Below are 25,578 nucleotides of genomic sequence, written 5' to 3'. Positions count from 1 at the left end.
GACGGTGTTGTAAAGTAGCGGGCGTCTACCGTTTGGCGTCACAACACCAAGAAGCCCGCTCATGGCCATCAAGAAGTCCGATCTCTATTCCTCCCTCTGGGCCTCCTGCGATGAACTGCGCGGTGGCATGGATGCCAGCCAGTACAAGGACTACGTCCTGTTCATGCTGTTCATCAAGTACATCACCGACAAGTACGGCGACAGCGACCACTTCGCGCCGCCGGTCAGCATCCCCAAAGGGGCCAGCTTCAGGGACATGATCGCGCTCAAGGGCAAGAGCGACATCGGCGACAGGATCAACACCCAGATCATCCAGCCGCTGATAGACGCCAACAGCCGGCTGGCGCGCACCGACTTTCCCGACTTCAACGACCCGAACAAGCTGGGCGAGGGTCAGGCCATGGTCGATCGCCTCAGCAACCTGATCGGCATCTTCCAGAAACCCGAACTCGACTTCTCGCAGAATCGTGCCGAGCACGACGACATTCTCGGCGACGCCTACGAGTACCTGATGCGGCACTTCGCCACCGAGAGCGGCAAGAGCAAGGGGCAGTTCTACACCCCCTCCGAAGTCAGCCGCGTCATCGCCAGGGTGATCGGCATTTCGCCCGCGAACACACGCGCCGCCACCACCGCCTACGACCCGACCTGCGGCTCGGGTTCGCTGCTGCTGAAGGTGGCGGCGCAGGCAGGCAAGCACATCACGCTCGAAGGGCAGGAGAAGGACGTGACCACCGCCGGCCTGGCGCGCATGAACATGATCCTGCACGACTTTCCGACCGCCAGCATCCTTTCGGGAAACACGCTGGCCGCGCCCAAGTTCAAGGACGGCGAGAGTCTGCGCACCTACGACTACGTCGTCGCCAATCCGCCGTTTTCCGACAAGACCTGGAGCACCGGCCTGACGCCATCTGCTGACCCGTACCAGCGCTTCGCCTGGGGCGAGCCGCCGACCCGGCAGGGCGACTACGCCTACCTGCTGCACATCATCCGCTCGATGAAAGGCGCCGGCAAGGGCGCCTGCATCCTGCCGCACGGCGTGCTCTTTCGCGGCAATGCCGAGGCCGTCATCCGCCGGCAGCTCGTCCGCTCCGGCATCCTCAAGGGCATCATCGGCCTGCCGGCCAACCTCTTCTTCGGTACCGGCATCCCCGCCTGCATCCTGGTGCTCGACAAGGAAAATGCCACGGCGCGCAAGGGCGTGTTCATGATCGACGCCAGCAAGGGCTTCATCAAGGACGGCAACAAGAACCGGCTGCGCGAGCAGGACATCCACCGCATCGTCGATACCTTCAGCCGGCAGATCGACACCCCGCGCTACGCGCGCATGGTGCCGTTCGACGAGATCGCCGACGCGAAGAACGACTTCAACCTCAACCTGCCGCGCTACATCGACAGCAGCGAGCCGGAGGACCTGCAGGACATCGATGGCCACCTGCGCGGCGGTATCCCCGAGCGCGACCTCGATGCGCTGGGCGACTACTGGCAGGTGCTGCCCGGCTTGCGTGCCGCCCTGTTTGAATCGCTGCGCCCCGGCTACGCCGGCCTCAAGCTGCCGCTGCCCGAGGTCAAGCCCGCCATCTTCGCTCATGCCGAATTCACCGCCTTCAACCGGGCGGCGACCCGGCGCTTCGCCAACTGGCGAGCCGCTGTCACGCCGCAGCTCACCGCCTTCGCCCAGGACGGCCACCCCAAGGCGCTTATCGAGACCATCGCCGAGGCACTGCTCGCCAGCTTCAAGGAGGTCCCGCTACTCGACGCCTACGACATTTACCAGCACCTGATGGATTACTGGGCCGAGACGATGCAGGACGACGCCTACCTGATCGCCGCCGACGGCTGGGTCGCCAGGACCAGCCGCATCGCGGAGAGCGACAGGAAGGGCAAGACCAGGGACAAGGGCTGGACCTGCGACCTGATCCCCAAGCCCTACCTCGTCGCCCGTTACTTCGCCCGCGAGCAGGCCGCCATCGAGGCGAAAGAGGCCGAACTGGAAGCCGCCATCGCCAGCCTTGCCGAGCTGGAAGAGGAGCACGGTGCCGAAGACGCCGCGTTTTCCGGCTTCGACAGCATCACCGTGGCAGCGGTGAAGGAGCGCATCCGTGAAGTCGCCAGGGACCCGGACGCTGCCGAAGAACTGCGGGTGCTCAGGCAGTGGCTGGCCATCAACGAGTCGATCGCCGCCCTGAAAAAGAAGCTCAGGGAATCCGAAGCCGCCCTCGACCGGCGCGCCTGCGAGAAATACCCCACGCTCAGCGAGACCGAGATCAAGGCGCTGGTGGTGGACGACAAGTGGATGGCACGGCTACAAGACGCCGTGCAGGGCGAGCTGGATCGCGTCTCGCAGACCCTCACCGGCCGCATCCGCGAACTGGCCGAACGCTACGCGACGCCGCTGCCTGAGCTTGCCGACGAGGTGGCGAGGCTGGCCGCACGGGTGGAAGAACACCTCAGGCGGATGGGGGCTTCATGGAAGTGAGGCCTGGGTACAAGAAGACGGCGGTCGGCGTTGTTCCGGTTGATTGGGGAGTGAAGTGCCTTAGCGATGTTGCGGACTTCTTAGACGGGCGGCGACGCCCAGTGAAAGACAGTGAGCGCGCTAAGGTACAGGGCGACATTCCGTATTACGGTGCCTCAGGAATCGTCGATTACGTGAATAGCTTCCTGTTCGACGAGGATTTGATCCTCCTCGGCGAAGACGGCGAAAACATTCTCAGTCGAAACTGCCGACTCGTATTCAAGATTTCCGGAAAGACTTGGGTAAACAACCATGCGCATGTCCTGCGGCCAAAGCTGGGAATGGCACTCGACTACTTGGTCGAATTCTTGGAAAGCCGCGACTACGCGCAATACAACACAGGAACAGCACAGCCAAAGCTGAACAAGCAGGTGTGCTCGGGAATTCCTGTCTTATGTCCGCCGCTCTCCGAACAACGCGCCATCGCGACGGCGTTGAGTGATGTGGATGCGCTGCTGGGCGGGCTGGAGCGGCTCATCGCCAAGAAGCGCGACCTCAAACAGGCCGCTATGCAGCAACTCCTCACCGGCCAAACCCGCCTCCCCGGCTTCAGCGGGGAGTGGGAGGTGAAGCGGCTGGGGGATTTGGGCGCGACTTACGGCGGATTGACGGGCAAGACAAAGGCCGACTTTGGCGAGGGTGCAGCGCGATACATCACTTTCATGAACGTCATGACGAACGTGCTGATTGACTGCGGAATATTTGATCGCGTGAATGTTTCTCCTGTCGAGTCGCAGAACCGCGCAAAGAAGGGCGACCTGTTCTTCAATGGCTCATCCGAGACGCCTGAAGAAGTGGCCATGTGCGCTGTGCTGCTCGAAGACGTACAGGACGTTTACTTGAACAGCTTCTGCTTTGGCTTTCGGTTTGGAGAAGGGGCGGAGGCGGACGGCGTTTTCTTTGCCTACTACTTTAGAAGCACAGAAGGCCGTGAGTTGATGAAATCGCTCGCGCAGGGTTCAACGCGCTACAACCTGTCCAAGGTCGCGTTGCTAAATTCTCCGCTTCGCTTGCCCACTCGGCCCGAGCAAACCGCCATCGCCGCCGTCCTCTCCGACATGGACGCCGAACTTTCCGCTCTCGAAGCCCGCCGCGACAAGACCCGCGCCCTCAAGCAGGGCATGATGCAGGAGTTATTAACCGGACGTGTCCGGTTAATTAGTGGACAGTTGAAAGTGGAGAGTGGAGAGTGATCAAGACCAACTCTCAACTTTCAACTGTCCACTCTCAACTGAACAAAGGTCCCCTGTGGACAAAATCGTTCGCCTTCGCATTGCGGGTGGTGAAGTTGGCGAAGTATCTCCAGGAGGAAAAACGGGAGTTTGTTCTGTCCAAGCAGGTTCTGCGCAGCGGAACAGCCATCGGGGCCTTGGTACGCGAGGCCGAACATGCCCAAAGCAAGGCCGATTTCATCAGCAAAATGAACATTGCCCTCAAAGAGGCGAATGAGACCGACTACTGGCCGGAGCTACTCCATCAATCCGGCTATTTGACACAGGGAAGTTACCACTCAATTCACCCCGACATGCAAGAACTGCTGAAACTCCTGGTCGCGATCGTCAAAACGTCAAGAGAATCACTAAATGCCAAATAACTCTCCACTGTCCACTCTCAACTCTCCACTAAAAAGAGAGCAGCAGAACCTGGAGTGGAAGGAGTCCTGGCGCGACGACTACCTGCGCTGGATTTGCGGTTTCGCCAACGCCGACGGGGGCGTGCTGGTCATCGGGCGCAATGACCGGGGCCAGCCGGTGGGCGTTGCCAATGCCGCCCGCCTGCTGGAAGAAATCCCCAACAAGGTGCGCGATGTGCTGGGCATCATGGTGGCGGTGAATCTGGTGTCCGAAGACGGCAAGGAACTGGTCGAGATTCGCGTCGATCCCTACCCCAGCCCGGTGAGCTACAAGGGCGAGTACCACTACCGCAGCGGCAGCACCAAACAGGAACTGAAAGGTGCGGCGCTGTCGCACTTTTTGCTCAAGAAACAAGGGCTGCATTGGGATGCCATGGCGCTGCCCGGGCTGAAGGCGGACGCGCTGGATGCAGGCGCACTGCACCTGTTTCGCCAGCAGGCCTTGCGCAGCCAGCGTTTGCCAGAGGCCGCATTGCACGAGTCGGACGCGCTGCTGCTGGAGCGGCTGCACTTGCTGGCCGACGGTGTATGCAAACGCGCGACGGCGCTGCTGTTTCATTCCCAGCCCAGCCGCTGGTTTACCGGTGCCTATGTGAAGATCGGTTTTTTCGAGAGCGATGCCGATCTGCGCTATCAGGATGAGGTGGATGGACCCTTGCTGCTTCAGGTGAACAAGACCATCGAGGTGCTGCAAGCCAAATACCTGAAAGCCTTGATCAGCTACGAGGGTTTGCAGCGCGTAGAGACCTGGCCCATGCCGATGGCCGCGCTACGCGAGGCGGTGCTCAACGCGGTGGTGCACAAGGATTACACCAGCGGCGCGCCGATCCAGATCAGCGTGTATTCCGACAAGGTGATGATCTGGAATTCGGGCCGTCTGCCGCCGGAATGGACGGTGGAGCGATTGCTGTCCAAGCACCCGTCCGCCCCGTTCAATCCGGACATCGCCAACACCTTTTTCCGCAGCGGCCAGATCGAGGCTTGGGGCCGCGGCATTGAGCGCATGGTGCAAACCTGCCTGGAGGCGGGCCGGCCTTCGCCAGTGTTGCAAGTGGAGTCGATCGGAGTGTGGGTGACGTTCCCGTTTGCACCCGCGCAGGTCACGACGCTACGGAAGCCGGTAGAAACGCTGGTAGAAACGCCGGTAGAAACGCCGGTAGAAACGCTGGCAAAAACGCCGGAGAAGATTCTTGCAGCGCTGAAAGCAAGGCCGGATCTGACCCTGGCAGAGCTGGCGTCATCCATCGGCAAGTCATTGAGCGCCGTTGAGCGGGCCACGGCAAAACTGGTCAAAGAAGAGAGGCTGCGTTTTGTCGGCCCTAAAAAGGGCGGGCACTGGGAGGTGCTTGAATGAAAGCTCGTGGAGTCGTCCATGCCTGAACAAGCCCGTTCCGAACGGAAAACGCAGAACCGCGTCGTCGCCCTGTTCACCGACCCGGCGCGGCCCGATGGCCTCGGTTACCGCCACCTCGGCGAGTGGCACCCGCGTGAGAACAACCGCCCCATCGAAACGGCGCTGCTGCGCGACAACCTCGCGGCCCGGGGCTATTCCGCGGCGCACATTGCCGCCGCCTTGCACAGGCTGGAAAACGCCGCGGATTCGACCGGCATCACCCTCTACCAGGCCAACCTGCGCACCTACCAGCTGCTGCGCTACGGCGTGCCGGTGCAGATCGCGGCGGGGCAGGCGCACGAGACGGTGCACCTGATCGACTGGGCCAACCCCGAGAAAAACGACTTTGCTCTCGCCGAGGAGGTGACGCTCAAGGGGGGCGAGTTTGTGTCACATCAGCGACGGCCGGACATCGTGCTCTACCTCAACGGCATCGCCATCGCGGTGATCGAACTCAAGCGCAGCTCGGTGGAGCTGGCCGACGGCGTACGCCAGTTGATCACCAATCAGGAAGAACTCTTCAACAAGAGCTTCTTCAGTACCGTGCAGCTCGTGCTGGCGGGCAGCGATTCGCAGGGCCTGCGCTACGGCACCACCGGCACGCCGGAGCAGTTTTTCGTCGAGTGGAAGGACGAGGCGCCGGCCGCAGTGGGTGCGGGTGCCGCCGCCGGGGCGCTGCTCGACCGGCCGCTGGCGCAGCTTTGCCACAAGGCGCGGCTGCTTGACCTGATGCGCAACTTCATCATCTTCGACGCCGGCCAGAAGAAGGTGCCGCGCCCGCATCAGTTCTTCGGCGTCAAGGCGGCGCAGGCGCGCATTGCCCGGCGCGAGGGTGGCGTCATCTGGCACACCCAGGGCAGTGGCAAGAGCATCCTGATGGTGCTGATCGCCAAGTGGCTGCTCGAGCACGACCCGCATGCCCGCATCCTGGTCATCACCGACCGCGACGAGCTGGACAAGCAGATCGTCGAGGTGATGAAGAACGCCGGGGTGATCGGCGCCGACGCACCCTCGCCGCGCATCAGCTCGCGGGCGGAGTTTGTCCACAAGCTCGCTGCGCCTGCACCCCGCCTGCTCTGCGCGCTGATCCACAAGTTCGACGTGGCCGACCTGCAAGGCCCGCCGCCGCCGGTGCATGGGCGCTTCTACGTCTTCGTGGACGAGTGCCACCGCAGCCAGGGCGGCGACATGAACAGGCAGATGAAGCGCTGGCTGGCGGGCGCCATCTTCATCGGCTTCACCGGTACGCCGCTCCTGCGCAAGGACAGGCAGATGACGCGCGACGTCTTCGGCAGCTATATCGATACCTACAAGTTCCACCAGGCGGTCGCCGACAAGGTGGTGCTGGACCTGAAATACGAGGCTCGCGACGTACCCGAGCGGCTTAGCTCGCAGGCCGCCATCGACCGGTGGTTCGAGCAGAAGACGAAGCACCTCAACAGCTTCCAGAAGGCGATCCTGCGCCGCCGCTGGGCGACGATGGAGGAACTGATGAGCGCCAGCGAGCGCAAGCAGCGCATCATCGCGAACATCATCGAGGACTTCAGCCTGAAGCCGCGCCTCAACAACGACCGGGGCACGGCGCTGCTGGTGGTGGCCTCGATCTACGACGCCTGCCATTACTTCCGGCTGTTCCAGAACACGAGCTTCGGCCCCTGCTGCGGGATCATCACCTCCTTTGAGCCAAACGCCAACACGATTTCGCGCGAGCCGGCCCACAGCGACGAGCGCTACAAGTTCGACACCTACACCCGGCATGTCCTGAAGAACGGGCAGACCACCCGGCAGTACGAGGACGAGGCCAGGCGCCGGTTTATCAGGGAACCGGCGAACCTGAAGCTGCTGATCGTGGTGAGCAAGCTGCTCACCGGCTTCGACGCGCCGAGCTGCACCTATATTTACCTCGACAATGAGCTGCACGACCACAACCTGTTCCAGGCCATCTGCCGCACCAACCGGCTGGATGGCGACGACAAGGACTACGGGCATATCGTGGACTTCAAGGAGCTGTTCAGGGACGTGCAGCAGGCCATCGCCGTGTACAGCTCCGACGAACTGGACATCGACGAGGGCAAGGGCGGCGACAACAATGTGCACCTGAAGCACTGGCTGCAGGAAGGCAGGAAGCAGCTCGACGAGGCCCGCGAGGCGCTGCGCTACCTTTGCGAGCCGGTGGCGCAGCCGCGCGAGGTGGAACAGTACCTGCATCATTTCTGCGGCGCTGCCGCCGACGCCAATGCGTTGAACAAAACCGAGGCGTTGCGCGTGTCGTTCTACAAGGCGGTGGCCCTCTTCGTCCGTGCCTTCGCCGCCATCGCCCAGGAGCTGAGCGACGCGGGGTACTCCGATACCGACGCGGCCGCCTTGCGGCAGGAAGTGGCGTTGAGCGTCGAGATTCGCGCCGCCATCAAGCGGCACTCGGGTGAGGAGCTGGACATCAAGCCCTACGAGGCGGACATGCGCCACCTCATCAACACCTACATCCAGGCCGAGCCGGCGAAGGAGCTGGGGCAACTGGGCGAGTTGTCGCTGACCGAGCTGATCATCCAGACCGGCATCCACGACGCCATCGCCCGCAAGCTCAACGAGAAGGGCAAGCTTTCGAAGAACGCCATCGCCGAAGGGATCATCAACAACGTCCGCAAGACGATCATCCGCGACCAGCTGACCGACCCGAGGTTTTACGAGCAGATGTCCAAGCTGCTGGACGACCTGATCAAGCAGAGCCGGGCGGACACGGCGGCCTATGAGGAATTCCTGCGCCAGGCCGAGACCCTGGTGAAGCGGCTGGCCGCCCGGCAGCCGGAAGAGGGCGTACCGGCCGTGCTGCATGGCAAGCCCGAGGCGGTCGTCCTGTTCAACAATCTGGCTTCGCTGCCGGCGACGAGTTTTCGCTACCCGAGCGCCGCCGAGGACCAGGCCGCTCTGGCGCTGAAGATCGACCGGGCCATGCGTGAGCGCGCACCTGCCGGCTGGTACGGGGACCAGGCGCGCGAGGCGCAGGTCCTGAATGCGCTGTTCCCGCTCCTGGACCGCGACCGCGCGGCAACGCAGGCGATTTTCGAGATCATCAAGCACCAGCCGGGGTACCAGTGAGCGAGACGATCCAGCTCGGCGATGTCGTCATCGCCGTGACGCGCAAGGCGGTCAAGCACGTCTACCTGTCGGTGCATCCGCCAGCCGGGCACGTCACGCTGGTCGCGCCGACCGACACCCGGCTGGAGGTGGCACGCGCCTACGCGGTGACCCGGTTGGGCTGGATTCGCCGCCAGCAGGCGAAACTGCAGGCGCAGCCGCGCGAGACCCCGCGCCAGTACATCGAACGGGAGAGCCATTACCTATGGGGGCGGCGCTATCTGCTGTCCGTCGTCGAGAAGGACGCGAAGCCCGCGGTGAAGCTGGATCATCGCCGGATCACGCTGAGCGTCCGTCCTGGCAGCACGTTGATGAAGCGGGAAGAAGTCCTCGCCGAATGGCATCGCGCCCTGCTGCATGTGGCCGTACCCGCACTCATCAGGCGGTGGGAGGGAAAGCTGGGCGTCACGGTCACCGGCTACTTCCTCCAGCGCATGAAGACTAAGTGGGGCGGCTGCAGCCACCGGACCGGGAACATTCGCCTGAATACCGAGTTGGTCAAGAAGCCCAGAGACTTGCTTGAGTACGTCGTCGTACACGAAATGCTTCATCTCCTTGAGCCGACGCATGGCGAGCGCTTCGTGGCGCTTCTGGATCGGCACTACCCGAGTTGGCGGGAAGCGCGTGCGGAACTGAATGAGTTGCCGCTGGCGGCGGAAAGATGGAATCAGGGATAGCTGGCAGCGGGGCTTGGGCGGGAAAGTAGGCGTCGGCGGGCTGGCCGCTCGAGAGCAGAAGCGGCCGCTGAGTTTTCGTGGTTCGGTGAAGGCAACCGACCCCTATGCGCATTGAACTTCACCAACTTTGGACGGCCGGTGCCGGTTCTACTGTGGACATTCGTTTTGCATGAAGGCGACCCTTGCTCCTCTGGGTGAGCCGACATCGCTGCGACGACTGATGAGAGCCCGAGCGCTTCCGCTCTGGGAGATGCGGGACGCCACTCTGGGCGAGGACGGACCGCAGCCCCAACCGGTGCCGGAGTACGAATTCGACGTGCGACAGGAAGTCGCTTGTAAAAGTTGTTGCTACTATTAACCAATACGGGAAATCCCCCGGCGCGGCCGGTGGATGGTTACAACAAGCTGAGCCGCCATCGCCCGTCGTGGGACGACTCGTGCCTGCGGCCATCCGCCGGGCCGGACGGGCCGGGCGGATGACCACAGGCACTGAGCGGGGCGGGATTCTGATGACTTTTCAGGGGCTTTCAGGGGCCACCGGGTCTAAATTCGAGTTTGACGCCCCTTGATGGAGGCCCATATACTCTGGAGGGTGCCGTTGGATTTCCTGTCCTTCGCGCGCTTCGTAATGATCGGCGATCGCCGTGCGGCGTTCGCGGATTGCTCGGATCGCATCCTTAATTCCCGGGTTGGCGTCAAACGTCTGAAGGATGTTTTTGATCGCTATCCATCCAGGCGTGGGTGATTTCGGGGGGTCATCGAATGTCAGCGAGACGCAGAAACGAACGCCGCATGGGCACTCCCCGCGCATGGGTGGCTCGCTACATGCGGTTGCCGCTGATCGTCGCGGCGATTTCCTGCTCATTTGTCCATGCCGACGAGGCGGGAACACTGGCGGCGAGGCCGGGTTTCAAGAGCAAGGAAATGGGACTCCGGATTGATGTGCGGGGTGACGGCTGGGGCAATGCCAACAGGGAATCGATCGAGACGCTTCTCTATTCGGTCGCCGACGAGCTTCTGGCAAGACTGCCGGCGAATCTTTCCGCTCCCATCGCCGTCTCGCATACGGACCGCAGCCCCGTCGTCCTCTATGAGCGCGGTCCGGCGGGCGAATACCAGGTTCAGCTTCATGCCAGCGGGGAAAACTGGCATCTCTACGTCTACGAATTCGCGCATGAGCTGTGCCACATTCTCTCGAATTTCGACGAAAACGCCACCCAGCAGGACGTCCGCTACAACCAGTGGTTCGAAGAGACGCTGTGCGAGACGGCGTCGCTCTTCGTGCTGAAGAACCTCGCGGCGAGATGGGAGAGTTCGCCGCCCGCGCCAAGATGGTCGGAAGCCGCGAAGAAGTTGCGCCGATTCTTCGATCACCTGCTATCCGAGGGGCACCGCCAGCTCCCGCTGCATACGCCATTGACTGCCTGGCTGCAGGAAAATGAAGAGCAACTGCGCAAAGACCCTTACCTGAGGCAGAAAAACGAGGTGGTCGCCAACCTGCTTCTGCCGCTGTTCCGCGATGAGCCCCAGGACTGGGCTGCGCTGCGCTACCTCAACCTCGATCCTTCGGATGCCCGCAACAGCCTGCGGCATTACCTGCTCCACTGGTACAGGAACGCGCCGCTCGAACACAAGCACTTCGTCGCCGGCATTCTCGCGATGTTCCGGCTCGACGATCTTGTGCCGATGACGCCTGCCCTGGCCGACACGACGGGCATGGACCACTCCAGCGACCTCGCTCGAAACTGAGCGCCCGGCGCACGGCTTCTTGCCGGACGGATTGAACTTCTTGCGCTTCAGCTGATCCACCGGTCAGGCGAGCCGTTGCGAAGAGATTGCTCGGACCGGCGGTGCGTCGAAAGGGAGCCGGTGTGACTGCCGCTCCCGGGAGCGGTTGGCGATCATTGTGGGGTCATTCATCGTCGTTTGACTCTGGAAGGGGGGGTAATGAACTACCAACCCGCAATACAAAGTGAATCGTTTCAAGGAGAAATCAAATGAAGAACTCTCCCAAACTGAAGTCCGCTCTCAGCCTCTTGGTGCTTTCGGGCACGTGCTTGCCGCTTGCCTCGGTTGCCGGTGTCTGGGATTACGACAACGTGAAGTCGGTCGATCAACCCGCAGCCGAAGCTGCAGCTCCGAAGTCGGTCGAGCAACCCGTAGCCGAAGCCGCAGCTCCGAGAAGTGGCCTGGAAGGGCCGATCCGCACGGAAACCATGGAACCCGCTCGCTCCGAGGATGCAGGCACCATTTACGAACTCGGGCAGATCCAGCAGTCGCCCGCGGAAGCGTCGCCAGGCAAACACGGCGCCGCGGGTCCGGTTGGCAAAGAGACCGCGGAATTCCCCTACCCGTGATCGGTTGAGCGATAGCGGTCGCTGTAAGGCGGCCGGCGGGCGGCCGGGTGGTTGTTGCGAAGCGCGGCCTCGGCGGCTGTTGAGCGCAAGCAGCCGGGGCGCATCGTCTTCCCGGTTGACCATCGGCGACACACCAGAGCGCGCGGCCGGGAGACTCTGTGTCGAAATCGGCCTTGACTTTTTCCGATCAGGCGCCTAAATTCAAGCAGTTTTCGGTGGATGAGGTTTAGGCATCGTCGTTCGGTGCGCGGCCTCATCTGATTTAAAGGCAAACGGGGGGAAACCCCCGGACGCAAAGCCGCGGACCCTACCCTGAGTTGTCAGATGAGCTCAGAAGGGTGGCCGGGTTGCCCGAATCGAGCGTATCCCTTACGCAGATCGAGTTCCCTCCTTCAGCTTTGCGTCTCCAGTTTGACGGAGGCGTCATGGCACTCGCATCGTGGACCCAGCAACAGATCCTTGATCAACTGATTTCAGGAGCGCGTTGGAGCGGGCCGACAATCACTTATGCCTTTCCCGCGGCGGCGTCCGGAATCTACGGTAGCCAGGAACTGTCGGGGTTCGTGGGCCTCAATGCGGCGCAGCAGACCCAGGCCGAGCGGGCGCTGCAAACCTGGGATGACCTGATCGCACCCGATCTGGTGCGTACCACGGCGACCACCTCCAACATCGAGTTTGGCACGTCGACAACCGGTGTCGGCTACGCCCATGCCTACTTCCCGACTACCGGCAGCGTCTGGTTCAGCCGCAGCTACGCTGACCTGATGTCACCGCAGGTCGGCCAGCACTCCTTCATGACGTATGTGCATGAGATCGGGCACGCGCTGGGCCTCGATCACATGGGCGACTACAACGGTTCGGGGAGTTGGACGCCGTCTTCGTACGAGGACAGTGGCGTCTACTCGGTGATGTCGTACTTCGGTCCAAACATGAACAGTGGCAGCGGTAAGGTTGCCTGGGCCGACTGGGTGGGTGCGGACGGCAGGTTGTACTCCCCACAGACACCGATGGTCAACGACGTGATGGCGATCCAGGCGATCTACGGCGCCGAGACGACGACGCGCACCGGCGATACCGTGTATGGCTTCGGCTCCAATGTCACCGGCTCGATGGCGCCGATCTTCGATTTCACGCTCAATGCCAATCCCATCGTCACCATCTACGATTCCGGCGGCATCGACACGCTCAATCTGAGCGGCTGGAACACGGCCTGCACCATCAATCTGGCGCCGGGGTCGTATTCGTCGGGCAACAGCATGACGTACAACATCGCCATCGCCTATACGTGCGATGTCGAAAACGCGGTGGGAGGCTCTGTCGGTGACCAGATTACCGGCAATCTGCTGGCCAACCGACTCGATGGTGGCGTGGGCAACGACACGCTGTCGGGTGGCGGCGGCAACGATGTCCTTGTCGCCGGTGCCGGCAACGACGTGCTCGACGGCGGCGAAGGGACGGACAGTGTGGTGTTTTCCGGCGCCTGGGGGGCCTACAGCTATACCTGCACGAACCTCTACCCGACGACCTTCGCCTTCACCTTCTACGGCGCCGCGACCGGGACGGACACCCTGCGGGGGATCGAGACGTTCATCTTCGCCGACGTCACCAAGTACGCGAGCGAGTTGTCGGGGGCTGGGCCCTCGCCGTCGCTGGTTTCGATTTCCAGCAGTGCCGCGACGCAGGCCGAAGGCAATGCCGGGCAGACGCTCTTTTCCTACAAGGTCAGCCTGAGTGCTGCGAGTTCCTCGGTGCAAACAGTCAACTGGAGCCTGAGTGGCACGGGATCGTCGGCAGCCGATCCGGCGAGCGATTTTTCCGGGGCTACCGCCGGCAGCATCACCTTTCAAATCGGTGAGACCGAAAAGACCATCCAGATCTACGCGCGCGGTGACACCAGCGTGGAAGCGGATGAGCACTTCACGGTGACCTTGTCGAATCCGTCTGCCGGCCTGAAGTTCGCCTCGTCAAGCGCGCAGGGCACCATCGTCAATGACGACACGAGCAGCGGCGACGACGATTTCGGATCCACGACGGCAAGCGCCGGCAACCTGGCGGTGAATGGCAGCGGGGTATCGGGTGCGATCGAGCGGGCAGGCGACCTCGATCTGTTCCGCGTCAACCTGAACGCCGGTGTGACCTATGTCTTCGATCTCGTCGCTACTGGCTCGGGAGTCGATCCTTACCTGTCGCTCTATGCGATGACGGCCACTTCTCTGTCTGCGGTCGCCAGCAACGACAACGTCAGAGCCGGGACGAGCAGTGCGCAGATCACCTATACCGCAACCAGCAGCGCAACGTACTACCTGTTGGCCCAGGATGCCTGGACGGGTACCGGGAGCTACACGATCAGCGCGATCACCTTCGCGGGCAGGACGATCACCGGCGACGAGGCAGCGAACCGGCTGACCGGCACCCTGGGGGACGACGTGCTGTACGGTCTGGGTGGTGCGGACGTCCTGTCGGGCGACGGTGGCGACGACCGTCTCGACGGCGGCACTGGTGCAGATGCGATGAGCGGTGGCAATGGCAACGATATCTACGTGGTGGACAACGCGGCCGACTCCGTCAGCGAAACGAGCGCCGCCGGTGGAGTCGATCGCATTGAGTCGTTGGTAAGCTTCACGCTGGGCACCAATCTGGAAAACCTCGTGCTCACCGGGAACGCCGACAGCAACGGCACCGGCAACAGCCAGAGCAATCAGTTGACGGGCAACAGCGGCAACAACGTCCTCGATGGCAAGGCGGGGCTGGATACCTTTGCCGGCGGTTCGGGCAACGATACCTATCTGCTCGACATGGAGGGCGAGTTGGCGAACGTGACCGAGAACGCCGGCCAGGGAACCGACACGCTGACCGTTCTTTACGCCAATCCCTTGGCGGCAAAATCCATCGCGCTGACCGGGAATCTGGCCAACATCGAAAACGTCCTGCTCAGCGGTGCCGGCCTGTTCAATGTGCTGGGCAATGGCCTCGCCAATGTCCTGACGGGCAATGCCCTGGCCAACCGCCTCGACGGTGGCGCGGGAATCGACACGCTGATCGGTGGCGCCGGTGGGGATACCTATGTCGTCGACCAGGTGGGCGATGTGCTGGTCGAAACCTCAAGCCTGGCGAGCGAGATCGACACCGTCGAGAGCTGGGTCAGTTGGGGGCTGGGCGCCAACCTGGAGAATCTGACGCTGCTGGGCAGCGGCAACCTGGCTGCCACCGGCAATGCGCTGAACAACACGCTGACCGGCAACGCCGGCGCCAATCGCCTGGACGGCGGCCTGGGTGCCGACATCCTGCTGGGCGGTGCCGGTGACGATCGCTACGTCGTCGACAACCTCGGCGACAAGGTCTACGAAACCACGACCAGGACCAGCCAGTTCGATGCCGGCGGCACTGATACGGTCGAGAGCAGCATCAACTGGACGCTCGGCAACTTCGTCGAGAATCTGACGCTCAGCGGCAGCGGCAACCTCAGCGGCACCGGCAATGCTCTCGCCAACACGCTGCGGGGCAATGCCGGGATCAACGTCCTCGACGGCAAGGCCGGGGTCGACGTACTCGACGGTGGCGAGGGTTCGGACATCTACCTGGTCGGGCTGGCCAGCGATCATGCGGCGGCGGAGATTGCCGACAGCGGCAACGTCGGCAGCGACGAGGTCCGCTTTGCGGCAAGCACCAGCGGCACACTGACGCTGTTCGCCGGCGATCGTGGCATCGAGCGGGTGGTGATCGGCAAAGGGGGTGAGGTTGCTGGGGTGACGGTTCGCAGGTGGTCAAGCAGCGGTACGCTGGCGCTGGACGTGGACGCTTCGCAGGTGGTCAACGCCTTGTCATTGCTTGGCAATGCGGGTGCCAATGTGCTCACCGGTACTGCCTACGCCGACACGCTCGACGGTGGTGCCGGTGCCGACCGGCTGATGGGTGGCGACGGCAACGACCGCCTGATCGGCGGTGCGGGTAACGACACGCTGACCGGCGGCGCCGGCGCAGACGAGTTCGTGCTGACTCAGGCATTGAGTTCGACCGCCAACCGGGACGTGCTGGCCGATTTCGTATCGGGAACCGATACCATTGAGTTGAGTCTGTCGGTGTTCGGGGCCCTCGGTGTGGCGCCCGGCGACCTGACCGCGGACCAGTTCTGGTCGGGCAACGGCATTCGCGCGGCGCACGACGACAGCGACCGGATCATCTATGACACGGCGACAGGAAGCCTGCTCTACGACGCTGACGGCAGCGGCAGCGGCGCGGCCGTGGCGATCGCTGTCGTCGGGCTGGCGACGCATCCGAGCTTGGCGTGCGGCGACTTTCAGTTGATTGCCTGAGACCCGGGCCTTGAACCGGCGATTGCCGGGACCGATGAGTCGTACCTGGCTGGATTCGATAAGGGCGGCGACGTCGCCGCGGTTGCAGACGATGACGCGCGGGCTCTGGTCACGCAGCAGCAGCTCGAGTGGGGCGGGGCGGAGCACGCCTCTGGCGACGAGCAGATAGTCTCGTCGCCAGAGGCGTGCGGCGGCGAGCACGTCGTCGAGCAGGGGGTCCATGTTGGTGGTCAGGACGAAGTCGAAATAGTTCTGCGCACAGAGCGCGGCGAGCGCCCGGTAGCCGGCGCTCACCTCGGCCGGCTTGCGTGTCTGGAGGAACTCGGCCAGGTAGCGGTAGCGCTCCGTGGCGGTCGTCTGGCGATCTTCTGGCAGAACGCGTCGAAATCGGCGCAGCCGCAAAACTGGAGCAGCTCGTTCATGGCGCCGATTCCGGCATCCACGGAGGCGCCGGCACCGAGCAGCATTACGGGCGGTTTGTTGCCAACCGCGCAGCGCTCAATGCCAGCCGCCGGCGCCGGCCTGCTGGCGCGCCTCGCGATCGCGGCGCAGGTTCTCCTCGAGTTCTTCGCGGCCGCTCTTGGCGATCGCCACGGTTTTCGCCTCGTCGCGAAAGTGCGGCAGCATTGCGTTGAGCGTGATCATGTTCTGGCGGCGAAAGGCCTCGGCGATCGAGCGCGCCTCATAGGGCTCGACGCCGAGGACGGTCAATGCCGTGCGGGCGCTCTTCAATGACGACTCGAAGGTCTCGCGCTCGATCGCCGTCACGCCGCGATCGGCCAGTTCCAGCCAATGCCGCACATTGCGGGCGCGCGCAACGATGGTGAGCTTCGGAAAAGTCGCCCGGGCCAGGTCGACCAGGGCGAGGCTGTCGGCCACGTCGTCGATCGCCACTACCAGCAGCTTCGCCCGCGCCGCGCCTGCCGCCGCCAGCAGATCGAGCCGCGTCGCATCACCATAGAACACCTGGTAGCCGAACTTGCGCAGGGTATCGATCTGGTCCGGGTCGTGGTCAAGCACCGTGATCGGGATGCCCTGCGCGAGCAGCACGCGGCCGACTATCTGGCCGTAACGCCCCATGCCGGCGATGATCACCGGCGCACTGTCGTCGTCGATCGCGTCCGCCGCGCGCTGCGTGCGTGCGCGGCGAGCCGTCAGGCGATCGAAAGCGATCAGCAGCAGCGGCGTGGCGGCCATCGACAGCGCCACGGCGGCAGTCAGCAGGCCTTCCCAGTCGCGCGGCAGGACCTGCGCCGCCCGCGCGACGCCGAAGACGACGAAGGCGAACTCGCCGGCTTGCGCGAGCAGCGCTGCGAACAGCCAGCGTTCGCCGGGCGGAACCTCAAGGCGCGGCGCGATCAGCGCCAGCATCGTCCCCTTGACCACCAGCAGACCGACGACCAGCACCGCCAGCAGGGCGGGCCGCGCGATCACCTGGCCGAAGTCGATCGACATGCCCACGGCGATGAAGAACAGTCCGAGCAGCAGCCCCTTGAACGGCGCGATGTCGCTTTCCAGGGCGTGCCGGTATTCCGAACTGGCCAGCAGCACGCCGGCCAGAAACGCTCCCAACGCCATCGACAGGCCGGCCCCGGCCATCAATTGGGCGATGCCGATCACCAGCAGCAGGGCGAAGGCGGTGAAGATTTCGCGCACTTCGGATTTGGCGATCAGCCGCATCAGTGGTCGTGTGAGAAAGCGGCCGATGATCACCACGCCAAGGATCGCGCCAAGCGCTTTCGCCGCGCCCGCCCAGCCGGCGCCGCCCTCGCCGCTGGCGGCACCGAGGAAGGGTACCAGGGCGATCAGCGGGATCGCCGCGATGTCCTGGAACAGCAGCACCGCAAAGCTGCTGCGGCCGACAGGTGCCGCCATCAGGTTGCGTTCGTTCATCGTCTGCACGGCGATGGCCGTCGACGACAGCGCCAGCGCCAGTCCGGCGGCCACTGCCGCCTGCCACGTCAAGCCGAGGGCGATGAGGCCGAGCGCGAGCACTGCGCCGCACGCGGCCATCTGCAGGCTGCCGCCGCCGAACACGGCGCGACGCATTTCGATCAGACGTTTCAGCTCGAGTTCGAGCCCGATCAGGAACAGCATCAGGACGACGCCGAACTCGGCGAAGTGCAGCGTCGACTCGACATCGCCGACGAGCTTGAGGCCCCATGGGCCGATCAGCCAACCGGCAAGCAGGTAGCCCAACACCGAGCCGAGACCGCTGCGTTTGGCGATCGGCACGCAGAGGACGGCCGCCGCGAGGTAAACAAGGGCATTGCCCAACGGATCAGTCACGGGCCACCTCCGCATCCGCCACAAACCCCTGCAATCGCCGGCGATACTGCGCGGCATGCTGGTGCAGCGCGTGGTCATCGATCTGATGCGCGCCGTGCACCACCAGTGGCGGCAGCCAGTGCATGCCGCAATAGCGTGCGGTCATTTCCATCGCCGGTATGAAGGCCGCAAACGGGAACTTGTGGACGCCCTCCGGCGTGTAGCCTGCTGACGGCGCGCCGGTGGTCGTCACCCAGAGACACGACTTGCCGACCAGCGCGGTGCCGCCTTCGCCGGTGGCCCAGCCGTCGGTGAGCACCGTGTCGAACCAGAGCTTCTGCAGCGCCGGTGCGGAGTACCACATGAGCGGGTGTTGCCAGATGATCAGGCGGGATTCGAGCAACAGTTTACGTTCGGCGGCGACATCGATCGCGAAATCCGGATAGCTGTCGTACAGCGAGCGGACCGTCACCGAGGGCTCGCGGCGCGCCGCTTCCAGCAGCACGCGATTGGCGCGCGAGCGCGCTGGATGCGGGTGGGCGTAGATCAGGGCGATCAAGATGACTCCTCGGCAGTTGGCGCGACTTCTCGCCAGGTCCGGCGCGCGCGACGCACGAGCACGGCTTGCCCGCCGGCCGCCACACCGTCCTCGGCGGCTCGCGCATCGCGGCTTCAATGGCGTTGCGCTGAGTATACCGCGCGATGCTGGTCGAGAAAGGAGCGCCGCTCGCGGCGCGCTCGCCGCTTCGGATGGGCCGGGCGGGCCGCGTGTTTTCTTGCACGGCATGCTTTCTGTTCAGCCTGCCGCGAACACGTCGTGGCGATTCGGACAACAGGCCCCGCTCAGCCCTGTACAGCAACTTTCCGATCGCCGCCCATGTTCGACAACCTGCAAAAATTTGCCGCCGCTTATGCCGTGGCAATCGGTGGAATTCTCCGCACCTGCCTGTCCTCGTAGAACGTGCCTCAGGAGTTGCAAACCAGCCGCTACTACCTGTCGGCGCATCCGCCAGCCGGGCACGTCAGGCTGGTTGCGCCGACCGGCACTCGGCTGGAGGTGGCGCGCGCCTACGCGGTGACCAGGTTGGGCTGGATTCGCCGCCAACAGGCTCGCCGCTTGGCGAGAGTTGACCCAATCGGGCCACATCGCCGCTCAACCGATCGCGGGTGCCGAGCCTGGCGGCACGAAGGCCGGCCGTCTCCCTCGTTGCTCAATTGCCGAGCGAATTCATCAACATCGGCGCCCAACGGGCCTTCACGCATCCGCAGCAGCGTATGCGGATCTCTGTAAAGTTGTTCCATTGCGATCTCCTTCCATAGAGACGTATTGCCCTGGACGAAGGCTAGAAGTATGCTCAGTCAACCAACGCCGACCGGCCCTGGTAGGGTGGAGTTCCGAACTTGGCATTAGCGCCACACATACGCAAAGCAGTTGATGCTGATATCCCGGCGATCCCGACCCTTGCCATGTCTTCATTTGGCACTACGGAAGGGCCGGAAATCGTTCAACTGATTGGTGACTTGTTGGTCGATGTGACCGCGCAGCCCCTGCTGTCGCTGGTTGCAACCGTCGACGGCAGGGTCGTCGGGCACGTCCTTTTCAGCAAAGTCAGACTCAAGCCCGCCGGCCAGGAGGTATCTGCCGCACTCCTTGCTCCGCTTGCGGTCCATCCAGACTGCCAGTCGCAGGGAATAGGGGGGCAACTCGTTGCGGCAGGGCTCGAACAACTTTCAGGCGCTGGCGTGGATCTTGTATTTGTGCTCGGGTATCCTCGTTATTACCCACGATTCGGTTTCCTGGAGGCCGGAGTCAAAGGGTTTGACGCCCCCTATCCCATTGCAGAGAAAAACGCGGCGGCCTGGATGGTGCGGGAACGTCATCCAGGCGTGATCGGCAGGACGCGTCGGCAAGTGATATGCGCCGACGCGCTTACTGCGCCAGAATACTGGCGTGAGTGACGCCTCCAACGGCCGGCTTCGCCACAGCTTTCCGCGCCACTCAAGCCACACCCGGGAGTTGGTCAGGCTACTCGCGGAGGGCATTCCGTTCGCGCTTATCGTTGCAACCGGTAGGCCAAGGCAAAGCCGACTGCCAGCAGTGACGCCAGCGGTGCGATCCAGAATTCGGGCGCGTCCATCGCCCACAGTGTCGCCCCGCTGATCAGGCACCAGGCGGCCGGAATCGGAAACAGCCAGCCCGCATGCCGCAGCTGGATTGCGAGCAGCACGCCGAGGGTGGCAAGCGCGGTGGGGTCGGGCGCCATGCCGAACAGTTCGGCCGGGGTCCAGCCACGGCCCAGCAGCGGTGCCAGCAGCGGGTAAATCACTCCGACGGCCCCCAGCAGGACCAGGCCATACCCGCGCCGCAGGACGGCCGCCGGCGCCGCATCAAATCGGCCCTGCCATGCTGCCATGCCGAGCAGCACCGCTTGCACACCCCACGCCCACGCGAAATACTCGGCGGCCCAATTGATCGGGGCGTAGCGTTGCGCGTGCCAGGCCCACGCCACCCACAGCCAGCAGGCGGCCAGGACGATGAGCTGCGCCCGGCCTGCCCGTTCGCCGCCGCGCCAGGCCAGCGCGAACAGCACGGCGCCGAGCGCGAGTGCGAACAGCGGCAAGGGCCACCATTCCTGATTATGCAGTTCGAACAGCCGGGTGTAGGTGCGCTGCGAAAACAGCAGCAGGTCGCGCAGGCTGTAGGTCCACCACTCACTCATCCGAGGCCCGCCACGAAGGCGGCCATGCGGGCGCGCATGGCGGCGTCGGGCATGCGTCCACTGGCGGCAGCGAGATTTTCGCGCACATGATCGACGCGGGTGGTGGCGGGAATCGTACAGGTGACGGACGGGTGGGAGATGATGAACTTGAGCGCGACCTGCGCCCAGCTCGTGCAGTCAATTTCGGCCGCCCACGCCGGCAGCGGGCGGCGCGCCAGACGGTCGAGCAGCGCGCCCTGCTGGAACGGACGGTTGGCAATGACGGCGATGCCACGCGCCTGCGCCAGCGGCAGCAGGCGCTGCTCGACTTCGCGGTCGACGAGGTTGTAGGTGAGCTGCACGAAGTCGATCGGCTGGCTCGCCATGATGCGCTCGAGGTCGCCGTGGCGGCGTCCGTGCGAGGTGGTGATGCCGACGTAGCGCAACTGGCCCGCCGCCTTCATGGCGAACAGCGTGGGCAAATGGTCTTCCCACGCCAGCAGGTTGTGCACCTGCATCAGGTCGAAGCGCGGGATGCCCCACAGCCGGCGCGAGGTCTCCATCTGCGCGCGGCCTTCGGCGCCGTCTCCGATCCACACCTTGTCGGCGGCGAACAGCCCGGCCGGGCGGCCGAGTTTGGCCAGGCCGTAACCGATGACTTCCTGCGCCGAGCCATACATGGGCGAGCTATCGACCAGGCGCCCGCCTGCCTGGAAGAAGGCACGCATCACTTCGGCGCTGGCATCGAGCGCGGCGCGGTCGTTGCCGACGTTGAAGGTGATCCAGCTGCCCAGCCCCACCAGCGGGATCGCCTCGCCGGCGGAGGGAATGGCGCGGGTTGCGGGGCGGGCGGGCTGCGCAAGGGCTGCCGCCGGGCCGAGCAGCGACGCGGTGGCGAGCGCGCCGAGCAGGCGGCGGCGGGTGTAATCGGGTCTCATCGCGTGCAGGATACAGGATAGGAAAGCCAATGGGCTTTGAAGGCGAGCGAACTCGGCGGGCCGCGTTTCCAGGGCAAGTTGCTCGCCGAGACGGACAACAAGTTGTTCAGCCAAGCCAGCCTGCCGCACTCCACGGGAACATCCGGATCGGGCGACGCCAGAGTGGCGTTCGCCCGACTTTTTTTCGTCAATCGGCCCGCCATTGCGGCAGCCGCCAATCGAACACCAGTGCCAACCCGCGCAGGACAGTCGCCAGCGAGGCGCCTGCCAGCAGACCAACCCAGCCGGCCAGGCCCAGCAGATCCGCGGCGACCACTACCCAGCCGCCGGCAAACGAACATACGGCATAAGGTCGATGATCGCGGAACGCCTGCGGGATTTCGTTGCAGACGATGTCGCGCAGGACGCCGCCGAACACGGCGGTGATCATGCCCATCAGCACGGCGACGATGGCCGGCATGCCGGCGGCGATGGCGAGTTGGCTGCCACCCGCGGTGAACAAGCCGAGCCCGATGGCATCAGGCCACTGCATCGCGCGTTCGGTCAGCGCGAAATGCCGCGCCTGCAGGAAGAACATCGCCAGGACCGACAGGGCAAGCAGCACCCACAGCCACACGGAATGTTCCACCCAGAAGAAGGGACGGCGGTCGAGCAGGATGTCGCGTAGCGTACCGCCGCCAAAGGCGCTCAGGCCGACGACGATGCAGACACCCACCGCGTCGAGCTTCTTGCGCGCAGCCTCAAGCAGGCCGGAGATGGCAAAGGCAAGGATGGCCGCTGCCTCGATGGCAAACTGTGCTGTCGACAAGGTCAATGCGTTGGAGATCATGTGACGCGCTTTGCACGCTCTAGGGGTGACTGGATCGGGAAGAATCGATGTGGCGCGAGTTCCGAAGGTCTTTGTCGTTGGTGCATTGTAGCGAAGACACATGCGGCCGGAGGGCTTGCGCGAACATTGGCCGATCCTGACCGGACATCGCCGAGCGGTCTCCGTATCCGGATGGGAGCCGGCCCCATCCGTGATTCAGGGAGCGTCAGCGTTGGCCAAGGACTTGCCAGTGAGCAGTCGCCTTGAACGGCCGCCGAACTTTGTTGCCTGCCCTTCACGCGGCGACAGCGCGAAAGTCGGCAATGGGCACGTAAGCGTCGTTGGTTGGCGAAAATTCCACGTCTGTTGCAAACACCGCCTGGCAGTGCGGGCAATCGTCGAGCGATTAGTCAAGTTGCCGAAATACGGCTGCGCTGACCCGCTGATGATCGAAGCTGGGCGACGGGACCATGGCAACCGGTTGTCCGTGGATCAGCCAAGGAAAAAGCCAATCCGAAGATTGGCTTTTTCCTTGATTCTATTGGCACGCCCGGAGCGATTCGAACGCCCGACCCCTTGGTTCGTAGTTAGGTACGATAGCCGTTTTTGACACTTCCTGAAACGTCCCGAACTTTGAATATTTCATGTAACCAGTTGTTTTACTTTAATCAATCGCCTATACTTTGTCTCAAGGGGTATCAAGAACTACCATACTGAATCACTCTAACTTGTACCCTGGCTTGTACCCGGGAACGTTCGGAATGGGATGTCTGTACAAAGGGAGGATGGAACATGGGCAAGTACAACGTCAAAAGTCTTGAGGCTGTTGCGGCCAAGGTCATCACGGGGGAACGGTACTTGTCTGACGGCGATGGGTTATATCTGCGGGTTCGCGCAGGGGAGGCGAGGCAGGTTTGGTTCTACCGCTACACCATGAACGGGAAGGCCCGAAAGATGCAGCTGGGCGCCTACAGCGATATGGGTCTAGCTGCTGCGCGAGTCAGGGCAAATGAGCTATCAGCCATGCGTCGTCAAGGTGTGGACCCTGTTCTGGCTGAAGAGGCCGAAGAAGCGGCAAAGGCAGAAGCCAAGGTGGCGGCTGCGGAAGCTGAGGCAGCAGCAGCGGCAAAGGCCGCGGCGCGGCTTACAGTAGGGGCCTTGCTCGATCGGTGGCAGACTGACTACCTCGCCCACAAGCGCAAAGACGGGGGCGCCGAGATACGGCGATCGTTCGCCAAGGATGTGTTGCCGGTTCTTGGTGCGGTTCCTGCTGAAGATGTTGGCCGGGGCATGGTTGCTAATCTCCTCGATAGCGTCGTTCGTCGAGGTTCCCCGGTCATAGCAAACTACCTGCTTGCTGATTTGCGCCAGATGTTCGAGTTTGCGCGTGCTCGCCAAATCATTGAGGCGAACCCTTGCGATGGACTGAGCAAGGCGCAGTTTGGCGGCTCCAAGGTCGAACGTGATCGCTTTCTGAGCGAGGCCGAGATTCGGGAACTGCTCGCCAAGATTCCGGGGGCAAAGTTGCAGAAGCGCACCGAGGCGGCGATCTGGTTGATGTTGAGCACAGGTTGCCGAGTCGGAGAAATTAGCAAGGCACTATGGTCCGCTGTCGATCTGGAGGGCAGGGTTTGGATCATCCCCGCTGAGGATGCGAAGAATACCAAGGAGCACCGAATCTATCTGTCGGCTTTTGCCGTCAAGTGGTTTGAAGTGCTGAAACCAACGTCGGGCGCTTCGCAATGGGTGTTCCCCGCAGAGAACAAGACTGACACCCATGTGTGCGTCAAGAGCATCACAAAGCAGATCGGCGACAGGCAGCGAGAAGGCGCGCCGATGAAGAACCGTAGTCACGCGGTGGCGTCACTGAAGCTGAGTGGCGGCGATTGGACGCCTCATGACTTGCGGCGGACGGCGGCAACCCTGGCCGGGGAACTTGGAACGCCACCCTACGTGATTGAGCGGATGCTGAACCACCAACAGCGGAATCCGCTTGAGCGCATCTATCAGCGGCAATCGTTGGAAGCTGAACAGCGGGAAGGCTGGCGGTTGCTGGGGCAACGGCTGGAAATGCTAACCAGCCACGCGTCAAATGTGGTCACGCTCAAGCGTACAGCCTGAAGCACGGACATGGGGCGCGGCGATCTGATCGAGAAGCGGCGCAAACTCATGGAAGAGTGGGCGCGGTACTGCGCGACGGTGACGCCGGCGACCGGCAACCTGCTACCAATGAGATCTACGAAAACCGGCTGATCGAGTGTCGCTGCGGCCGAGTGGTCGCCAAAAAAACCGCCGATGCGATGACCAATTGCTCGGCCACCCGCCCATAGCGGGTCCATGGCCAGCCCGATCATGTAAAATCGGTTCGTCGCATGGTGTGGCACGCAGTTTAATGCTGCATCGTGGGCGGGAGTGCCGGACGGGAGCCTGAGAACACCCGATCCGGCGATCAAAATTGCAGTGACCACACAGCAGCTTTTGAACGCGTCTTGACAGACACGGCGACAGCGTAATTCAACTTACGCATGCCGTGCGTATTTTATCGCGAACGCGTTTAAGGCTGCCTTTCGCCATAGGCGGAAAGCAAGCGATGAAAACTAGCACGCGCACCACCCAAGAAAGCAAACAAATCCCCGAAGTCGTTTCGCAGTTCGACCAAATGCCTGACCAGGCCGTTGTCGACCTGAACAATGCCCGTGCCATTTCTGGCCGTTCGCGGGCAAGCCTTTACAGACACTTCCGGGCCGGCGATCTGACGCTCATCAAGGTCGGCAACTCAACCCGCGTTCGCGTCGGAGAGTTGCGGCGGTTGATTGGTGCGGCGTGAGGGCTGCTGACC

The 25,578-nt window shown here is 63.3% G+C and carries 17 protein-coding genes, 1 pseudogene and 1 riboswitch; of the genes and pseudogenes, 13 read left to right on the top strand and 5 right to left on the bottom strand.

Annotated features, from left to right (window positions below; translation table 11 throughout):
• Positions 1-61 precede the first annotated feature (61 nt).
• From V5B44_RS16945 to V5B44_RS16905, 9 genes are all read left to right on the top strand, one after another.
• A complete protein-coding gene (locus V5B44_RS16945; protein ID WP_332360178.1) occupies positions 62-2,479 on the top strand; it encodes a class I SAM-dependent DNA methyltransferase in 2,418 nt (805 codons plus the stop codon).
• A complete protein-coding gene (locus tag V5B44_RS16940; protein ID WP_332360177.1) occupies positions 2,470-3,711 on the top strand; it encodes a restriction endonuclease subunit S in 1,242 nt (413 codons plus the stop codon). Before V5B44_RS16945 ends, V5B44_RS16940 begins: the two co-directional genes overlap by 10 nt.
• A 38-nt stretch (positions 3,712-3,749) precedes the next feature.
• Positions 3,750-4,112 carry a four helix bundle protein gene (locus tag V5B44_RS16935; protein WP_332360428.1) on the top strand — a complete coding sequence of 121 codons (363 nt, stop codon included), beginning with the start codon at positions 3,750-3,752 and terminating at the stop codon, positions 4,110-4,112.
• Positions 4,102-5,505 (top strand): ATP-binding protein, encoded by a 1,404-nt coding sequence (locus V5B44_RS16930; protein WP_332360176.1) that lies wholly within the window; start codon positions 4,102-4,104, stop codon positions 5,503-5,505. Before V5B44_RS16935 ends, V5B44_RS16930 begins: the two co-directional genes overlap by 11 nt.
• 18 nt (positions 5,506-5,523) lie before the next feature.
• Entirely contained in the window at positions 5,524-8,640 is a 3,117-nt protein-coding gene (locus V5B44_RS16925) for a type I restriction endonuclease subunit R (protein ID WP_332360175.1), read from the top strand.
• On the top strand, positions 8,637-9,356 hold the full coding sequence (locus V5B44_RS16920) for a M48 family metallopeptidase (RefSeq protein WP_332360174.1): 720 nt from the start codon (positions 8,637-8,639) through the stop codon (positions 9,354-9,356). Before V5B44_RS16925 ends, V5B44_RS16920 begins: the two co-directional genes overlap by 4 nt.
• 792 nt (positions 9,357-10,148) lie before the next feature.
• Entirely contained in the window at positions 10,149-11,105 is a 957-nt protein-coding gene (locus V5B44_RS16915) for a hypothetical protein (RefSeq protein WP_332360173.1), read from the top strand.
• Between the two features lie 248 nt (positions 11,106-11,353).
• Positions 11,354-11,713, top strand: coding sequence for a hypothetical protein (locus V5B44_RS16910; protein WP_332360172.1), 360 nt, complete (start codon positions 11,354-11,356; stop codon positions 11,711-11,713).
• 257 nt (positions 11,714-11,970) lie between these two features.
• Positions 11,971-12,068: riboswitch (cyclic di-GMP riboswitch) on the top strand.
• 70 nt (positions 12,069-12,138) lie between these two features.
• Positions 12,139-16,026: a M10 family metallopeptidase C-terminal domain-containing protein gene (locus V5B44_RS16905; RefSeq protein WP_332360171.1), complete on the top strand. Its 3,888-nt coding sequence runs from the start codon at positions 12,139-12,141 to the stop codon at positions 16,024-16,026.
• Positions 16,027-16,524: 498 nt separating this feature from the next.
• On the opposite strand, the gene kefC is transcribed toward V5B44_RS16905, so the two are convergent.
• Together kefC and V5B44_RS16895 are read right to left on the bottom strand one after the other, a co-directional pair.
• A complete protein-coding gene (kefC, locus tag V5B44_RS16900; protein ID WP_332360427.1) occupies positions 16,525-18,330 on the bottom strand; it encodes a glutathione-regulated potassium-efflux system protein KefC in 1,806 nt (601 codons plus the stop codon).
• A complete protein-coding gene (locus V5B44_RS16895) occupies positions 18,308-18,853 on the bottom strand; it encodes an NAD(P)H-dependent oxidoreductase (protein ID WP_332360170.1) in 546 nt (181 codons plus the stop codon). The genes kefC and V5B44_RS16895 overlap by 23 nt, the downstream gene beginning before the upstream one ends.
• Before the next feature lie 432 nt (positions 18,854-19,285).
• Here V5B44_RS16895 and V5B44_RS16890 point away from each other — a divergent pair.
• Positions 19,286-19,408: pseudogene (locus V5B44_RS16890) on the top strand (metal-dependent hydrolase); the annotation flags it as partial.
• Positions 19,409-19,695: 287 nt separating this feature from the next.
• A complete protein-coding gene (locus V5B44_RS16885) occupies positions 19,696-20,253 on the top strand; it encodes a GNAT family N-acetyltransferase (protein WP_332360169.1) in 558 nt (185 codons plus the stop codon).
• A 95-nt stretch (positions 20,254-20,348) separates the two neighbouring features.
• Here V5B44_RS16885 and V5B44_RS16880 read toward each other — a convergent pair whose 3' ends face one another.
• The 3 genes from V5B44_RS16880 to V5B44_RS16870 all read right to left on the bottom strand — a co-directional run bounded on the left by V5B44_RS16880 (position 20,349) and on the right by V5B44_RS16870 (position 22,760).
• A complete protein-coding gene (locus V5B44_RS16880; protein ID WP_332360168.1) occupies positions 20,349-21,014 on the bottom strand; it encodes a DUF6064 family protein in 666 nt (221 codons plus the stop codon).
• Positions 21,011-21,931, bottom strand: a complete 921-nt coding sequence (locus tag V5B44_RS16875) for an aldo/keto reductase (protein WP_332360426.1) — start codon at positions 21,929-21,931, stop codon at positions 21,011-21,013. The genes V5B44_RS16880 and V5B44_RS16875 overlap by 4 nt, the downstream gene beginning before the upstream one ends.
• 187 nt (positions 21,932-22,118) lie before the next feature.
• Positions 22,119-22,760 carry a trimeric intracellular cation channel family protein gene (locus V5B44_RS16870; RefSeq protein ID WP_332360167.1) on the bottom strand — a complete coding sequence of 214 codons (642 nt, stop codon included), beginning with the start codon at positions 22,758-22,760 and terminating at the stop codon, positions 22,119-22,121.
• 771 nt (positions 22,761-23,531) lie between these two features.
• Here V5B44_RS16870 and V5B44_RS16865 point away from each other — a divergent pair.
• Both V5B44_RS16865 and V5B44_RS16860 read left to right on the top strand, forming a co-directional pair.
• Positions 23,532-24,860, top strand: a complete 1,329-nt coding sequence (locus V5B44_RS16865; RefSeq protein ID WP_332360166.1) for a tyrosine-type recombinase/integrase — start codon at positions 23,532-23,534, stop codon at positions 24,858-24,860.
• A 469-nt stretch (positions 24,861-25,329) separates the two neighbouring features.
• Complete coding sequence (locus V5B44_RS16860; RefSeq protein WP_332360165.1) at positions 25,330-25,566, top strand: hypothetical protein; 237 nt, start codon at positions 25,330-25,332, stop codon at positions 25,564-25,566.
• The last annotated feature ends 12 nt before the right edge of the window (positions 25,567-25,578 follow it).

It is taken from the genome of Candidatus Accumulibacter necessarius, assembly GCF_036625085.1.
This window is presented reverse-complemented; position numbering and strand designations above follow the sequence as displayed.

What these genes read in the sequence shown, in the direction of transcription:
- V5B44_RS16945 (WP_332360178.1), top strand. Translation starts at nt 62, where the DNA reads ATGGCCATCAAGAAGTCCGATCTCTATTCCTCCCTCTGGGCCTCCTGC.
- V5B44_RS16940 (WP_332360177.1), top strand. Translation starts at nt 2,470, where the DNA reads ATGGAAGTGAGGCCTGGGTACAAGAAGACGGCGGTCGGCGTTGTTCCG.
- V5B44_RS16930 (WP_332360176.1), top strand. Translation starts at nt 4,102, where the DNA reads ATGCCAAATAACTCTCCACTGTCCACTCTCAACTCTCCACTAAAAAGA.
- V5B44_RS16925 (WP_332360175.1), top strand. Translation starts at nt 5,524, where the DNA reads ATGCCTGAACAAGCCCGTTCCGAACGGAAAACGCAGAACCGCGTCGTC.
- V5B44_RS16915 (WP_332360173.1), top strand. Translation starts at nt 10,149, where the DNA reads ATGGGCACTCCCCGCGCATGGGTGGCTCGCTACATGCGGTTGCCGCTG.
- V5B44_RS16910 (WP_332360172.1), top strand. Translation starts at nt 11,354, where the DNA reads ATGAAGAACTCTCCCAAACTGAAGTCCGCTCTCAGCCTCTTGGTGCTT.
- V5B44_RS16905 (WP_332360171.1), top strand. Translation starts at nt 12,139, where the DNA reads ATGGCACTCGCATCGTGGACCCAGCAACAGATCCTTGATCAACTGATT.
- kefC (WP_332360427.1), bottom strand. Translation starts at nt 18,330, where the DNA reads ATGCGGAGGTGGCCCGTGACTGATCCGTTGGGCAATGCCCTTGTTTAC.
- V5B44_RS16880 (WP_332360168.1), bottom strand. Translation starts at nt 21,014, where the DNA reads ATGAGTGAGTGGTGGACCTACAGCCTGCGCGACCTGCTGCTGTTTTCG.
- V5B44_RS16875 (WP_332360426.1), bottom strand. Translation starts at nt 21,931, where the DNA reads ATGAGACCCGATTACACCCGCCGCCGCCTGCTCGGCGCGCTCGCCACC.
- V5B44_RS16870 (WP_332360167.1), bottom strand. Translation starts at nt 22,760, where the DNA reads ATGATCTCCAACGCATTGACCTTGTCGACAGCACAGTTTGCCATCGAG.
- V5B44_RS16865 (WP_332360166.1), top strand. Translation starts at nt 23,532, where the DNA reads ATGGGCAAGTACAACGTCAAAAGTCTTGAGGCTGTTGCGGCCAAGGTC.
- V5B44_RS16860 (WP_332360165.1), top strand. Translation starts at nt 25,330, where the DNA reads ATGAAAACTAGCACGCGCACCACCCAAGAAAGCAAACAAATCCCCGAA.